The 14,851-nt window shown below is 70.5% G+C and carries 10 protein-coding genes; 4 read left to right on the forward strand and 6 right to left on the reverse strand.

The window, feature by feature from the left end; genetic code table 11:
- The first annotated feature begins 20 nt into the window (after window positions 1–20).
- Both DFR69_RS06560 and DFR69_RS35655 read left to right on the forward strand, forming a co-directional pair.
- Window positions 21–1,184: a VWA domain-containing protein gene (locus DFR69_RS06560; RefSeq protein ID WP_110036520.1), complete on the forward strand. Its 1,164-nt coding sequence runs from the start codon at window positions 21–23 to the stop codon at window positions 1,182–1,184.
- Window positions 1,185–1,239: 55 nt separating this feature from the next.
- On the forward strand, window positions 1,240–3,747 hold the full coding sequence (locus DFR69_RS35655; protein WP_208643916.1) for an ADP-ribosylglycohydrolase family protein: 2,508 nt from the start codon (window positions 1,240–1,242) through the stop codon (window positions 3,745–3,747).
- 312 nt (window positions 3,748–4,059) lie between these two features.
- On the opposite strand, the gene DFR69_RS06575 is transcribed toward DFR69_RS35655, so the two are convergent.
- From DFR69_RS06575 to DFR69_RS06600, 6 genes are all read right to left on the reverse strand, one after another.
- The gene (locus tag DFR69_RS06575; protein WP_110036865.1) at window positions 4,060–6,579 is read right to left on the reverse strand and encodes an ABC transporter permease; all 2,520 of its coding nucleotides are present in this window, start codon (window positions 6,577–6,579) and stop codon (window positions 4,060–4,062) included.
- A 62-nt stretch (window positions 6,580–6,641) separates the two neighbouring features.
- Window positions 6,642–7,418: an ABC transporter ATP-binding protein gene (locus DFR69_RS06580; RefSeq protein WP_110036521.1), complete on the reverse strand. Its 777-nt coding sequence runs from the start codon at window positions 7,416–7,418 to the stop codon at window positions 6,642–6,644.
- Between the two features lie 49 nt (window positions 7,419–7,467).
- The gene (locus DFR69_RS06585) at window positions 7,468–8,388 is read right to left on the reverse strand and encodes a beta/alpha barrel domain-containing protein (protein ID WP_110036522.1); all 921 of its coding nucleotides are present in this window, start codon (window positions 8,386–8,388) and stop codon (window positions 7,468–7,470) included.
- Window positions 8,389–8,548: 160 nt separating this feature from the next.
- Window positions 8,549–9,769: a CaiB/BaiF CoA transferase family protein gene (locus tag DFR69_RS06590; RefSeq protein WP_110036523.1), complete on the reverse strand. Its 1,221-nt coding sequence runs from the start codon at window positions 9,767–9,769 to the stop codon at window positions 8,549–8,551.
- Window positions 9,770–9,817: 48 nt separating this feature from the next.
- A complete protein-coding gene (locus DFR69_RS06595) occupies window positions 9,818–10,750 on the reverse strand; it encodes a TauD/TfdA dioxygenase family protein (protein ID WP_110036524.1) in 933 nt (310 codons plus the stop codon).
- 98 nt (window positions 10,751–10,848) lie between these two features.
- The gene (locus tag DFR69_RS06600) at window positions 10,849–11,619 is read right to left on the reverse strand and encodes a deoxyribonuclease IV (protein ID WP_110036525.1); all 771 of its coding nucleotides are present in this window, start codon (window positions 11,617–11,619) and stop codon (window positions 10,849–10,851) included.
- Between the two features lie 119 nt (window positions 11,620–11,738).
- Here DFR69_RS06600 and DFR69_RS06605 point away from each other — a divergent pair, with 119 nt between their 5' ends.
- Window positions 11,739–12,878 (forward strand): serine/threonine-protein kinase, encoded by a 1,140-nt coding sequence (locus DFR69_RS06605; protein WP_110036526.1) that lies wholly within the window; start codon window positions 11,739–11,741, stop codon window positions 12,876–12,878.
- Between the two features lie 161 nt (window positions 12,879–13,039).
- Window positions 13,040–14,848, forward strand: a complete 1,809-nt coding sequence (locus tag DFR69_RS06610) for a serine/threonine-protein kinase (RefSeq protein ID WP_110036866.1) — start codon at window positions 13,040–13,042, stop codon at window positions 14,846–14,848.
- Window positions 14,849–14,851: the final 3 nt, after the last annotated feature.

Consider the following 14,851-nt stretch of genomic DNA (forward strand, 5'->3'; position numbering starts at 1 on the left):
CCTGTCCCCCAGGAGCTGCGATGACCGATATCGACGAATCCCACGCGCGCCGTTGGCGACTCGTGCTCGGCACCGCCGCCGAGGAACAGCTCGGCGGGCTGTCCGGCGGCCCCGATCAGGCGATGGACCAGGCGCTCGCCGCCCTGTACAACACCGGCGAGTCGAGCGGCTCCACGAAAAGGTCCGGCGGCCTGGGTGGTTCGGCGCCACGGGTGGCGCGCTGGCTCGGTGACATCCGCACCTATTTCCCCGCGACCGTCGTGGAGGTGATGCAGCGCGATGCCGTGCAGCGGTTGAACCTCACCCAGCTGCTGCTCGAACCGGAGCTCCTGGAATCGGTGGAACCCGATGTGCACCTGGTGGGTACGCTGCTCGGCCTCAATCGGGTGATGCCCGAAACCACCAAGGCGACAGCGCGGATGGTGGTCGAGAAGGTGGTGCGCGAGATCGAACGCCGCATCGCGGCCAAGACGGTGGCCGCGGTCAGCGGCGCCGTCAACCGTGCCGCGCGCACGCACCGGCCGAAGCTGCGCGACATCGATTTCGACCGGACCATCCGCAAGAATCTGGCCAACTACCTGCCCGAGCACCGCACCGTCGTCCCCGAGCGGCTGGTCGGCTACGGGCGCAAGGCGCAGTCGATCCAGCGCGACGTGGTGCTGGCGATCGACCAGTCCGGGTCGATGGCGGCCAGCGTCGTCTACGCCTCGGTCTTCGGCGCGGTGCTGGCTTCGATGCGGTCGTTGAAGACCTCGCTGGTGGTGTTCGACACCGAGATCGTCGACCTCACCGAGCAGCTCAGCGACCCCGTCGACGTGTTGTTCGGCACCCAGCTCGGCGGCGGCACCGACATCAATCGTGCCATCGCGTACTCGCAGTCGCTGATCACCCGGCCCACCGACAGCCTGTTCGTGCTCATCTCCGACCTGTACGAGGGCGGCGTGCGCGAGGAGATGCTGCGGCGCTGCCACGCGATGAAGGAGGCGGGCGTGCAGGTGGTGGTGCTGCTGGCGCTGTCCGACGAGGGCGCCCCCGCCTACGACCACGACAATGCGGCCGCGCTGGCCGCGCTCGGCATCCCCGCCTTCGCGTGTACCCCGGACAAGTTCCCCGATCTGCTGGCCGCGGCGCTCGAGCGCGCCGATATCACCCACTGGGCCGACCGCAACGCTCCCGCCGTGTGACGGCCCGAGGTTCGCTAGGCTGCGAACGATCGGTTTCGGTGAACGGGGGCAGGCGATGGTGCGGCGCGGGGAGGTGTTCGCCGGGTTCGTCATCGAACGCGAGCTGGGTCGCGGCGGCATGGGCGCGGTGTACGCCGCCCGCGACCGCAGACTGCCGCGGCTGACCGCGCTCAAACTGATGCACCGGGACCTGTTCACCGATCGGGAGGTCCGCGCCCGGTTCGAGCGCGAAGCCGACCTGGTCGCCCAACTCGACCATCCGAACATCATCACCGTCTACGACCGTGGGCTCGACGAGGATCGGCTGTGGATCGCGATGCAGTTCGTCGACGGTGTCGACGCGTCGGCGGTCCCGGCCGCGCGGTTCGGCGCGGAGCGGATCGCGCAGATCGTCGCCCAGACGGCGAGCGCGCTGGACTACGCGCACCGGCGCGGCGTGCTGCACCGCGACGTGAAGCCGGCCAACATCCTGCTCTCCCAGACCGCCGGCGTCGGCGCCGGATTCGACGAGCGGGTCGTGCTCACCGACTTCGGCATCGCGAAACTTCTCGACGACACCGGCGGCCTCACCCGCACCGGCCAGTTCACCGCCACCATCGCCTACGCCTCCCCCGAACAGCTCACCAGCTCCCCGCTGGACCACCGCTGCGACCAGTACTCCTTGGCCTGCACCGTCTTCCGGCTGCTCACCGGCACCGGCCCGTTCGACGCGCCGAACCCCGCCACCGTGATGCTCGGCCACCTCAACGCCCCACCCCCGCCCGCCAGCGCCCGGCGCGACACCCTGCCGCCCGCCGTCGACGCCGTCCTCGCCAAGGCCATGGCCAAGGACCCGTCCCACCGCTTCGCCACCTGCACCGACTTCGCCACAGCCCTCACCGACGCCCTGCGCGGTCGATCGCGTCCGTCGACGGGCGGCCTCCCGCTCGGTGCGGGTGATCTCGCCCGCCGCCTCGACCCGACGGCCCCCGGCCCGGCGACCCCGGCCGACGGCCGCCCCAGAATCAACACCCGGCACCCGGACCGCCACCCAGGCTCGGGCCACAGCGCCGTGGCGAACCCACCGCCGGTCGACCACGACCAGGCTTCCCGCCGCGTCGCCGGAAGGTCGCTGGGAACACCGGATTCCGGCGCCGCGCGGGCCGACGCCCCAGCCGACACCCGTCGCCCCGGCCCGCACCCCGCGATCGGAAGATCTTCGGGAACAGCGGCTTTCGGCCAAGCGCGACCTGATGCGCCGAACGACAACCGATCCGCCCGTCACCGGCACAGCGAACGGCCTGCGGGCGACCTGTCCGCCGACCGCCGCCACCACATGGGTGCGGCGGCCGCTGGCCCCGAACGCGAGGCGGGCGGCAACTCCGCGGCGGCGACCGCTCACCCCGCCCGAGCGAGTCGGAGCAGCGACGCGGTGCCCAGCGCGGCGTCGGTGTGGCTCGACGCGGTGCACGGCTGCCTGCTCGGTGGCGCGGTCGGCGACGCGCTCGGCGCGCCGGTGGAAGCGCTGTCGCTGCGCCGGATCCGGGAGGTGTACGGCCGCGACGGTGTCACCGATGTCGACGAGCCGCGCATCTCCGAGGAGACGCAGCTGACCGCGTTCACGGTGGAGGCGTTGATCCGCGGGTCGGTGCGGGCCAGGGCCAAGGGCATCGGCGGGGCGACCATGGGGTTGTTGCAGCAGGGCATGCTGGTGTGGTTGCGGGGGCAGGTCGGCGAGGTGAGCGAGCAGCCGGTCACACTGTTCAGTTCGCTCAGCGGGCACCGGGAGCTGATCGAGCAACGGGGCGTGGCGAATTCGGTGTACACGGCGCTGCGGCAGGCGGCCCAGCGGCAGGCGCCGACGAATCCGCTCGGCACTCGCGAGCGCCCGATCAACAACTCCAAGGGCAGCGGCGCGGTGATGCGGGCGGCGCCCTGTGGATTCGGCTACGCGGCGGACCGTTCCGGCGCCGCGACCGGCACCATCTTCGAATTGGGCTGCGACGCCGCCGCTCTCACCCACGGCCACCCGAGTGGCTGGCTGCCCGCGGGCACCCTGTCCGCGCTGATCTACCGCCTCGCCCGCGGTAACGACACCCCGACGGCGCTGTCCCACGCGCGCGCCGAGCTGGCGAGCTACCCCGACCACGAGGAGACCTCGACCGCGCTCGCCGCCGCCACCGCACTGGCCGCCCGGATCGAGCGCGAACAGCGAACGCCGACACCGGAAGACGTGGAATCCCTCGGCGCGGGCTGGATCGGTCCGGAGGCCCTCGCCATCGCGGTCTTCGCGGTACTCGCCGCCGAGAGCCTCGGCGGCCCCGCGCACGACATCGTGCGCGCCGGACTCCTGTTGTCGGTCAACCACTCCGGCGACAGCGACGCGACCGGCTCCCTCGCGGGCAGCCTGCTCGGCGCCCGCTACGGCCACACCGCCCTCCCCCGCCGCTGGGCCCGCACCGTCGACGCCCGCCCGGCCCTCGACCGCCTCGCCACCGACTACTGCACCGAATTCGGCCTCACCCCACCGCGAGACGAGCACGGCCAGCCCACCCGCGACTGGTTCGATCGCTACCCGGCCTGACTCCCGGCCCATCACGCATTCAGGCCCGACGGACGAATCCGCCGGGGCCCGATGATCCGTTCCGCCCACAGGTCCGCGATCGTCGCGAGCGGAGGCGTTCGCGCGGCCGCGCGCCCGGTCCGCCTTCCATGAGCGGGCGGCGCCACGATCCGCCACCGCGCCTCGACAGCGCCGACGCGCGATCACTGCCGGCCGCCACGCACTCGGGCCAGCGAACGATGCCACCGACACCGCTGCGCGATCGCCCCTCGGCCACACACGCACTCGGGCCCCGACGGACTGTTCCGCCAGGGCCCGAGGACTCGTTCCGCTTTACAGGTCGGCGATCGCCGCGAGCGGTGGCGTGCGCGCCGCCCGCACACCCGGCCACACCGCGGCCAGCACACCCACCACGCCGGAGGCGATCAGCACCGCGACCAGCTGCGACCACGGAATGGTGATCTGGTCGATGCCCAGGTCGCGCAGGGTGCGCAGGAAGCCGACGCCCAGGGCGATGCCGAGGATCAGGCCGACGATGGCGCCGAAGATCGCGATCAGCATGGATTCCAGGTAGATCGTGCGGCGCACCTGGGAGCGTTGTGTGCCGACCGCGCGCAGCATGCCGATCTCGCGGCGCCGTTCCACCACCGACAGGGCCAGGGTGTTGATGATGCCGAGTACCGCGATCACCACCGCGAGTGCGAGCAGGCCGTAGAGGATGGCGAGCAGGGTGTTGATCTGCTGCCCCTGCGCGCCCTTGAACTCCTCGTGGTCCTGCACCTGCACCACCACGAACGGCTCCGTGGCCTTCTCCAGACTCGTCCGCATGGCGGCGAGATCGGTGCCCGGCTCCGCCTTCACCAGCACGAAGATGTTGGTGCGCAGGCTCTGCGGCATCAGCTTCTCGTACACGCCGGGATCGACGACCATCGGGCCGAGCAGCGGCGAATTGGCGTAGATGCCACCGACGGTGAGCTCGAGCTTCTGGTTGTCGAGGCTGGTCACGGTGACCTTGTCGCCGACCTTCCAGCCGCGCTCGGTCGCCGCGGTCTCGTCGACGAGCAGCCCGTTCGCCGCGATCGTGGTGGAGCCGCTGATCACGTCGATGTCCATGACCGGATCGATCGGCCCGTCGGGTGAGGTGGCGCCGATCTGCTCGCCGTCGACCTTGAACGCGACGACCCGGATCCCGGTGACGTCGCTGACCCCGGGCACCTGCGAGCGCACGGCGTCGACCGCGCCGATCGGGGCGCCGATCATCTGCGGGCCCGCCAGCACGTACTCGGCCTTCACGCCCTTGTCGATGAGCACCCCGACACTGGTCTTGGCCGAGGCGCCGAGAATGCCGATCGCCGAGACCAGCATCAGACCCAGCGTCAGCGCGAACGCGGTCGCGGCGGTGCGGCGCGGATTGCGCACCGCGTTGTTGCGCGCCATCTGCCCGATCGGCCCGAACGGCCGGGTGAGCACGCCGAGCACCAGCACCATCGGCCGCGACAACGCGGGCGCGGCCAGCAGTACGGCCAGGATCAACCCGAGCGCGCCGACGCCGACGGTCACCGCCGCGCTCTTGCCGGTGCCCTGCGCGCCGAGGTACACCAGCACGCCACCGGCCACCGCCATGACCGCGCCGACCACGGTGCGGAGCCGCAACGAGTCACCCGCGCTGGCGAATTCGGAACGCATCGCCTCCACCGGCGGCACCTTGGCCGCGCGGCGCGCCGGCGCGTAGGCACTGGCCACGGTGACGATCAGGCCGACGAGCAGCGCGACGATCGCGGTGCGCGGCAGCACCGTCAGCGATCCGGTGGGCAGGCCCAGATCGAAGGCGTTGAGCAGCGCCGACAGGCCGAACGCCAGCCCGATGCCCGCGGCGAGACCGATCACGCTGCCGATCAGGCCGATCACGACGGCCTCGCCGACCACCGACCGCCCGACCTGCTCCCTGCTCGCCCCGATCGCGCGCAGCAGCGCCAGTTCGCGCAGCCGCTGGGCCACGATCATCGAGAAGGTGTTGTAGATGATGAAGGTGCCCACGATCAGCGCGATCGCGCCGAAGGCGAGCAGGAAGTAGTTGATGAAGGTGAGCGCCTCGGAGATCTCCTTCTTCATGTCCTCGCGGACCTCGTCGGCGTTCTGCACCTTGTAGTTGGGCAGTCCGGCGGCCAGCTGATCGCGCAGATCGTCGGGATCGACGCCGGGCTTGGCGGCGATGTCGGCGTAGGCGACATGCGAGCCGTCGGTGAACAGCTTGCGGCCCTGCTGCTCGGTGAACATCACCGCGACCACACCGCTGCTCTCGGCGCCCGGCATCTCGTAGATGCCCGTCAGGGTGACGTCGAACGGGTCGCCCTTGGACGGGATGAGCACCTTCGTCCGCTGCCCGACCTGCAAGCCCGCCTTCTCGGCGCCGCTGCTGTTGAGCGCGATCTCGCCGGTCTCGGCGGGCGGACGACCGGCGACGAAGGTCTCCGGATCCTCGACCGCCTGCTCCGGCGGCAGGTAGGACAGGCCGAAACTCGGTGCGCCGCCGGTCTGCACGGCCTTCTTGCCGTCGGGCTCGAGCAGCACGACCGGCCCGTTCACCGCGGGCGCGACCCGGTCGACGCCGTCGGCCTTGGCCAGCGCGTCGACGATATTGGTCGGCAGGCCGAGCGACTGCCGCTCCTTGGGTCCGACGCGCACGTCGACGCCCTGGGCCTGGCCCTCGAAGATGCCGTCGAAGGTGCGCTGCAGGGTGTCGGTGAAGACGAACGACCCGGAGATGAAGGCGGTGCCGAGCACCACCGACAGCAGCGTCAGCGCCAGCCGCACCTTGTGCGCGGCGAGATTGCGCAAGGCCACCTTGCGCATGGGGTTGGCCCGACCCGCCACCCGACCGCCGCCCCTCATCGAACCGCTTCGCGATGCTGTGTTCACCTGGTCTCCAGCGCCTTCATCCGGTCGAGGATCGAATCCTGGGTCGGATCGCGCAGCTCGTCGACGATCCGGCCGTCGGCCAGGAAGACCACCCGGTCGGCGTAGGCGGCGGCGCGCGGATCGTGGGTCACGATGACCACGGTCTGCCCGAACTCGTCGACCGAGGCGCGCAGGATCGACAGCACCTCACCGGAGGAATGCGAATCCAGGTTGCCGGTCGGCTCGTCGCCGAAGATGATCTCCGGCTTGCCGACCAGCGCGCGCGCACACGCGACGCGCTGCTGCTGACCACCGGACAGCTCGCTCGGCCGGTGATCGAGCCGGTCACCGAGACCGAGCCGCTTGACCACCGTGTCGAGCCACTCCTGATCGGGCTTGCGGCCGGCGATGTCGAGCGGCAGGGTGATGTTCTCCAGCGCCGTCAGCGTCGGGACCAGGTTGAACGCCTGGAAGACGAAGCCGATGCGGTCGCGGCGCAGGGCCGTCATCTGCTTGTCCGACAAGCCGGTCAGGGCGGTGTCACCGATGCGGACCGAGCCCGCGCTCGCGCTGTCGAGACCGGCCAGGCAGTGCATCAGCGTGGACTTGCCCGAGCCGGAGGGGCCCATGATCGCGGTGAACTCGCCCCTGGCGAAGTCGGCCGACACCCCGTCCAGGGCCTTGACCTGGGTATCTCCCGAGCCGTACAGCTTGACCAGATCGTGCGCGGCGGCCGCGATCGAGGTGGCGGGAGCCGCGTCGGCGGCCTCGGTGCCCGTGGCGTGCGAAGTCATGGTGTCCAGTCTGTCTGTCCACCGCGCACCGCGCCATCCGGGATTCCCCCTAGGCCCCAGGAATAACCCATTCGAACGCCGGAGACTTCGAGCGCGCGCCCTCCGCCGTCCGGGAACGGTTCGGTTCGCCGAGTTCGGCGAGCAGTTCCTCGGTGAGGCCGACCAGGCTCGCCAGCGTGTCCGGGGTGAACCAGTCCGGGCGGGTGGCGAACAGGATGTCCTCGGAGGCGGTGTTGCCGCTGGCGCCGGGCGCGAACGGGCACCCGCCGAGGCCACCGAGCGCGCCGTCGACCATGTCGGCGCCCGCCGCGACGGCTGCGAGGGTGTTCGCGACACCCATGCCCCAGGTGTCGTGGCCGTGGAAGACGATCCGGCGCGGCGGCGTCTGCGCCCGCACGGCCGCGACCAGCGCGTTCACCTGCCCGGGGTGGGCCTGGCCGAGGGTGTCGGCGAGGACGATGTCCGCGGCGCCCTCGGTACGCGGGTCGGCGGCGATGGCGAGCACCCTGGCCGGGTCCACCTGACCGTCGAACGGACAGGTGAACGTGGTGGCCAGGCACAGCTGGATCTCGCCGCCCGCCTCGCGCGCCAGCTGGATCGCGTCGGGCATCGCGGCCACCGAGGCTTCGGTGTCGCGCCCGATATTGGCCTGGTTGTGCGCGTCCGATACCGAGAAGCAGTACTGGAAATTGCGCGCCCCGGCCGCCGCCGCCTTCTCGACATGGCGCGGCGTGGCCACCCACACCCAGCATTTCGCCAGCTCATCGGGGGTGAGCGCGGCGATCAGCTCGAGCGAGTTGGCCATCGGCGGCACGAGATCCGGCCGGGCCATCGAACCGATCTCCAGCGCGGGCACCCCGGCGGCGAGCAGCCGCCGCACGATGTCGACTTTGCGCTCGGTCTCGAGCACCTTGCCGGTGAGCTGCAGACCGTCGCGCAGCGTCACATCCCGCAGCAGCGGGGCCGTCATCGCGGATCCGATTCCCGCGCAGGCACACACATCACCCCGCCGCACGGCTTGTCGCCGACGCTGGCCGGGGTCGGATGGACGGTCGGGCGCACATGGCCCGGACCGCGCTGTTCCCACTTGCTGCGCACCGGTGGGCGGCGCCTGCCGTGTACTCGCCTGCTCACTTCGCCTCCAGCGCGTCGATCTGGTCGTCACTCATCCCGAGCAGTTCGCCGAGCACCGCTCTGGTGTGCTCGCCGAGATCGGGGCCGACGTTCCGGATCGGCAGCGACTGTTCCCCGATCACCGGGACGATGCCGGGGAACCCCACCTGCTTGGGTTCCGGCTCGCCCACGTCGACGGGGAACGTCTGGATCATATTCCGTGCCCGGTACTGCTCGTCGGCCACGATGTCGGCGGCGGTGTAGATCGGGCCGCACGGGATGGCCGCGTCGTCGAGCAGTTTCAGCGCCTCGTCGCGGGTGTGCCGGATCGTCCATTCGGCGATCGCGGCGTCGAGCCGCTCGCGGTGCCGCCAGCGGCCCGCGTTGTCGGCCAGCTCGGGATCGGCCGCCAGGTCGGTGCGGCCGATGAGCCCCATGTACCGCTGGAAGATGGCGTCGCCGTTGCCGCCGATGATGATGCTGTAGCCGTCGCTGGTCGGGTAGGCGTTGCTGGGCGCGATGCCCTCCATCCGGCCGCCCACCCGCTCGCGATTGATCCCGTAGGCGAGGTGGTCGGGTACCAGCGACTCCATCACCGACAGGATCGACTCGTTGAGCGCCACGTCGATGATCCGCTCGGCCTGCGGCACCGGCCCGCTGACCCGTTCCCGCTGGAACAGCGCCATCACGGTGCCGAAGGCCGCGTAGATGCCCGCGATCGAGTCACCGATCGAGACACCGACGCGCACCGGCGGCCGGTCCGGATCGCCGACCAGCTCACGCAGGCCGCCGACCGCCTCCGCGACCGCGGCGAAACCGGGCCGCGCGGCCATCGGCCCGGTCTGGCCGTAGGCGGAGATCCGCGTGATGACCAGCTTCGGGTTCGCCTCCTCGAGCACCTCCGGACCGAGCCCCCACTTCTCGAGCATGCCGGGCCGGAAGTTCTCCAGCAGCACATCGCAGTGCCGCACGAGGTCGAGCACCACCGCCCGGCCCGCTTCGGTGCGCAGGTCGAGCACGATCGACTTCTTGTTGCGGTTCACGGTGCGGTACAGCATGGACGTGTCGCCACCGTAGAGCCGCCAATTGCGCAGCTCATCGCCCGTTCCGGGCCGTTCGACCTTGATCACCTCGGCGCCGAAATCACCAAGGATGCGTCCGGCGGTGGGAGCGGCCACATAGTTGCCGAGTTCCAGGACCCGCACTCCGTCCAACGGCCGAATAGAGTTGTCCGCCACCCAGCGACCTTAGCGCCTGCCCGCCGCCGCGCGATGCGGCGGGAGGTCTCAGCTGGCCAGGAGCTCGGGCTCCTCGACGATCGAGTAGTGCTCGGCGTTGCCCGCGATGACGGTGCTCGCGCGGCCGTCGACGCCGATCGGGATGTCGCCGGCGAGGGTGATGCGGGTCAGGCGGCGGGGCTGGTCGTCGTAGTCGTCGATCGCGTAGTGCTGGGTGGCGCGGTTGTCCCAGATGGCGACGTCGCCGTCGGCCCAGGTCCAGCGGGTGGTGTTCTCCAGCCGCGTCACCCGGTCCTGGAACAGGCGGAACAGCGCCTGCGACTCGCTGGTGGACAGGCCGACGAAGTTCTTCACGAAGTGCCCGAGCAGCAGCGCGCGCTCGCCCGTCTCCGGGTGCACGCGCACCACCGGGTGCTCGGTCTCGTAGTAGGTGGACTGGAACTCCGCCCGGTACTCCTCGGACTTCGGGCGCAGCGGCTCGACATTGCGGGCGGCGTAGTCGTAGACGTTGGTGTGCACCGCGCGCAGATTGTCGGCGAGCAGTTTGAGCGGCTCGGGCAGCGAGTTGTACGCGGCCACCGTCGAGGCCCAGGTGGTCGAGCCGCCGTAGGTCGGCAGGTACTCGGCGCGCAGGATCGAGGCCTTGGGCACCCGGTCGACGAAGGTGACGTCGGTGTGCCAGGAATTGGCGCGGCCGTTCTCGGAGTCGATGGCCAGACTCTTCACCCCCTGTGAGGTCACCGTCGGGTGCGGGGTGGTCGGGCTGCCGAGCAACTGAGCGAACTCGTGCTGACCGTCCTCGGTGAGGTGGTCCTGGCCGCGGAAGAAGATCACCTTGTGCTCGTTGAGCGCGCGCCGGATGGTCGCGACGGTCGCCGCGTCGAGGTCACCGCCGAGGCGGACGCCGTCGACCCGCGCGCCGATGTGGGCGCCGAGCTTGGTCACCGTCACGGTGGCTGGGGTGGCGTGGTCGACCGTCATGGGGATCACCTCTGTCGTTGTGGAACGGTTGATGCGCGTCAAGCACACCGCGAAATCCGTTCCACTGACAGGTTTTCTCTCGGGGTGATCGGAACGGCTCAGCCGAGGTTCTCCCGCAGGTAGGCCAGGTCGTCGGCGACACCGTCGACGGGGGTCTCCAGGATGACCGGCGCGCCCGCGGTGCGGCACACCTCGGCCAGCAGCTGCGGATCGATGGTGCCCTCGGCGAAGTTGGCGTGCCGGTCGGCGCCGGAATCGAACTCGTCGCGCGAGGAGTTCAGGTGCACCAGGTCGATCCGGCCGGTGATGCCCTTGATCCGCTCGACGATGCCGACCAGGTCCTCCCCGCCCGCCCACGCGTGGCAGGTGTCGAGGCAGAACCCGGCGCCGTAGTCACCGACCGCGTCCCACAGGCGGGCGATGGTGTCGAAGTGCCGCGCCATGGCGTGATTGCCACCCGCGGTGTTCTCGATCAGGATCGGCACCGCGAAGCCGCCCTTGTCCTGCTGACGTTCGAACAGCTTGCGCCAGTTGTCGATTCCGGTGTCGAGCTCGGCGTCGGAGCGCACGTGCCCGCCGTGCACGACCAGGCCGAACGCGCCGAGCTCGGCGGCGGCCTTCGCCTGCTGGGCCACGGCGTTGCGCGAGGGCATCCGCAGCCGATTGTTGAGGCTGGCCACATTGATCTGATACGACGAGTGCACGACGACATCGATCGGACTGGCCAGGATCTCGGCGGTCTTCGGATGCGGCTGGGGTTTGTCCCAGCTCTGTGGATCGACCACGAACATCTGGATGACCTCGGCGCCGAGCTTCTCACCGAAGCCGATCGGATCGCTCTCGTCACGAACGTGTGCTCCAATGCGCATGATGCCACCCTAATCCGCGGCACCGACACCGATCGCCGGATGTTGCGGACCGGGGGCTTCGAGAGATACATCGGTAGAATTTCGACGGGTGCTCTTGCCCTGGAGGGGGTGACTTCGCGGTGTTGCGCAAAGGCGACGTGTTCGCCGGGTACACGATCCGGCGCGTGCTCGGCCACGGCGGGATGGGGGTGGTCTACCTGGCCCGTCATCCCCGATTGCCCCGGCTCACCGCGCTCAAGCTGCTCAGTCGCGACCTGTCGGCCGACGCGGAGATCCGGCACCGCTTCGAACGCGAGGCCGACCTCGTCGCCCAGCTCGAGCACCCGAACATCGTCAACGTCTACGACCGCGGCACCGAGGACGACCAGCTCTGGATCTCGATGCAGTTCGTGGCGGGCACCGATGTGGCCACGGCCGATGTCAATGTGCTCACGCCGGGCCGGGCCGTGCAGATCGTGGCCGAGACCGCGACCGCGCTGGACTTCGCGCACGCCAGCGGGGTGCTGCACCGCGATGTGAAACCGGCCAACATCCTGCTGGCCAAACCGCCGATCGGGCGCCCGGAACGGGTGGTGCTCACCGACTTCGGCATCGCGGCCGTGCGCGACAGCGAGACGACGCTGTCCTCCGCGGGCAGCATCACCGCCACCCTGGCCTACGCCGCGCCGGAACATCTGGCAGGCGCCCCGCTCGATCACCGGGCCGACCAGTACTCGCTGGCCTGCACGCTGTTCTGGATGCTCACCGGGTCGGTGCCGTTCGCCGGGCCCAATCCGGCCGCGGTGATCCAGGCCCACCTGAGCAGGCCGGTGCCGCCGCTGCGCAGCCTGCGCCCCGATCTGCCGCCGACCCTGGACGCCGTGCTGGCCAGGGGCACCGCCAAGCGCGCCGACCTGCGCTACGACAGCTGTGCCGAATTCGCCGAGGCGGCCAAGGCCGCGTTGTTCGCGGTGCCGGGCCCGTGGCAGCAGATGAGGCAGCCCACCGCGACCGGGGTGATCCTGCGTGCGCGCGAACCCTATCCGCCGCATCAGTATTCGCGTCCGGCCACACCGCCGCAGCCGTATCCGCAGGCACCGCCGCACACTCACGTCACCCCGGCGCAGCCACATCCGCAACCGGCGCCGCCGCGACCGTCGACGGGCAACACCGCCGTCCCGCCGCGCCGGGGCACCCAGCGCCGCGGCACGATCGACTTCCCCGGCGGCCGTAATCATCCCGGCTACATCGTGCCGCCCCAGCCCCGGCGGCCACCGTGATCGGCGGCGTCGCGTCGGTCCCCGCGCGAGCAACCATCCGCGCGGTCGGCGACTGCTAAGGTTTCGTTGATTTTCCCGTGGCGGGCCACCCGGCCGCGGCTTTCTTGCTGTACGCGCGTGCGCTGGTGGGTCCCGGAGCACGGCGGGAAGTGGAGCAGACAATGCTGGCCAACGGAGATGTCTTCGCCGGCTACGTCATCGAACGGCAGCTCGGCCGTGGTGGCATGGGATCGGTCTACCTCGCCAAGCATCCGCGCTTGCCGAGGATGACAGCGCTGAAGTTGCTCAACCGGGAGATGTTCTTCGACGCGGAGGTCCGCGCGCGGTTCGAGCGGGAGGCCGATCTGGTCTCGCGCCTGGACCACCCGAACATCGTCACCGTGTACGACCGCGGTCTCGACGACGAACAGCTGTGGATCTCCATGCAGTTCATCGACGGTGTCGACGCCGCCTCGGTGGACCCGCAGACGCTGCCGCCCGCCCGCGCGCTGCAGATCGTGAAGGAGACCGCCGACGCGCTCGACTACGCGCACGGCATGGGCGTGCTGCACCGCGACGTGAAGCCGGCCAACATCCTGCTCGCCCGCTCCGGCGCCGGCCGCGGCGAACGCGTCTACCTCACCGACTTCGGCATCGCCCGCCTGCGCGACGACACCGGTCATCTCACCCAGACCGGGACCTTCACCGCGACCCTCGCCTACGCCTCCCCCGAGCAGCTCACCGGCGCGTCGCTGGATCACCGCTCCGACCAGTACTCACTGGCGTGCACGCTGTTCTGGCTGTTCACCGGGTCGGGACCGTTCACCGCGACCAATCCCGCCGCCGTCATCCAGGGGCACCTGCAGCAACCGCCGCCACCGCTGAGCAGCGTGCGGCCCGGCCTGTCGTACGCGCTGGACAGCGTGCTCGCCAAGGCCATGGCCAAGCGGCCCGACGACCGGTTCGACTCCTGTTCGGACTTCGCGGCCGCCGCCCTGACCGCGCTGAACAATCCCAGCGCGCCCGCGCTGCCGATCGTCGGCCAGCGCCCCACCACCGGCGGTGCGATGCCGATCACCGGCGGCGGACAGCGCCCGACGACGGGCGGCGCGATCCCGCAGACCGGCGCGCCGTATCCCGTGGCCAATCAGAACCCGATGACCGGCGGCCCGATGCACACCGCCACCCAGGGCCCGATGACCGGCGGGCCGATGCACACCCAGGGTCCGCTGACCGCGGGTCCGATGCCGAATCAGCAGCTCACCGGTGGTGCCGCGACGCAGAACCCGTACACCCAGCAGTCGCGGCCGCAGTACAACCAGACACCGCCCGCGCCGCCGCGTCCGCCGTCGAGCAACTTCACGCAGTATCCGCAGCGCCCGCCGTCGAAGTCCAACACCGGGCTGATCGTCGGCATCATCGTCGCCGTGGTCGTGGTGGTGCTGCTGGTCGTGGTCGGTGTCGCGCTCAGCGGCAGTGATTCCGGTGGCGGTGGGACCTCCACGACGACCTCGACGGCCGCGGGCAAGCACGTCACCCCGAACGCCGACGCGATCAGCGCCGAGTTCAGCCGCATGGTGCCCGCCACCACCGACGGCGACATCGGCTACAACGGCGCCTCCTGCTGGGAGACCGATTCCAGCTACACGCCCTCGGCCAACGAGGGCGACCCCGACTTCGGGGCCTGGGCCTGGCAGTGGCGCTGCTACGACGGCGGCGGCAGCAACGGCAACGACCCGTTCTACCGGATCTACGTCTACAACTCGGCCGCCGATGTGCAGGCAGTGATCAACGGGCTGCCCACCAACACCAAGTCGCTCGACACCAACGGCGGCAAGCAGTACACCAACTACAAGTTCACCGACAACGGCAACAAGATCATCACCCAGTTCACCGGCGATCCCGACCGCGCCCAGTTCCTGATGTTCACCGACGGCTACGGCGAGGCCGACGAGTTGTTGCGCTGGTGGCGTTCCGCGCCGCTGAACTGACCT

Origin of the sequence: Nocardia neocaledoniensis (assembly GCF_003182135.1) — a bacterium.
Lineage (GTDB): Bacteria > Actinomycetota > Actinomycetes > Mycobacteriales > Mycobacteriaceae > Nocardia > Nocardia neocaledoniensis.

Bases quoted from the DNA above. Each gene is read 5' to 3' on its own strand.
- DFR69_RS06560 (WP_110036520.1), top strand. From the start codon at position 21: ATGACCGATATCGACGAATCCCACGCGCGCCGTTGGCGACTCGTGCTC.
- DFR69_RS35655 (WP_208643916.1), top strand. From the start codon at position 1,240: ATGGTGCGGCGCGGGGAGGTGTTCGCCGGGTTCGTCATCGAACGCGAG.
- DFR69_RS06575 (WP_110036865.1), bottom strand. From the start codon at position 6,579: ATGCGCAAGGTGGCCTTGCGCAATCTCGCCGCGCACAAGGTGCGGCTG.
- DFR69_RS06580 (WP_110036521.1), bottom strand. From the start codon at position 7,418: ATGACTTCGCACGCCACGGGCACCGAGGCCGCCGACGCGGCTCCCGCC.
- DFR69_RS06585 (WP_110036522.1), bottom strand. From the start codon at position 8,388: ATGACGGCCCCGCTGCTGCGGGATGTGACGCTGCGCGACGGTCTGCAG.
- DFR69_RS06595 (WP_110036524.1), bottom strand. From the start codon at position 10,750: ATGACGGTCGACCACGCCACCCCAGCCACCGTGACGGTGACCAAGCTC.
- DFR69_RS06600 (WP_110036525.1), bottom strand. From the start codon at position 11,619: ATGCGCATTGGAGCACACGTTCGTGACGAGAGCGATCCGATCGGCTTC.
- DFR69_RS06610 (WP_110036866.1), top strand. From the start codon at position 13,040: ATGCTGGCCAACGGAGATGTCTTCGCCGGCTACGTCATCGAACGGCAG.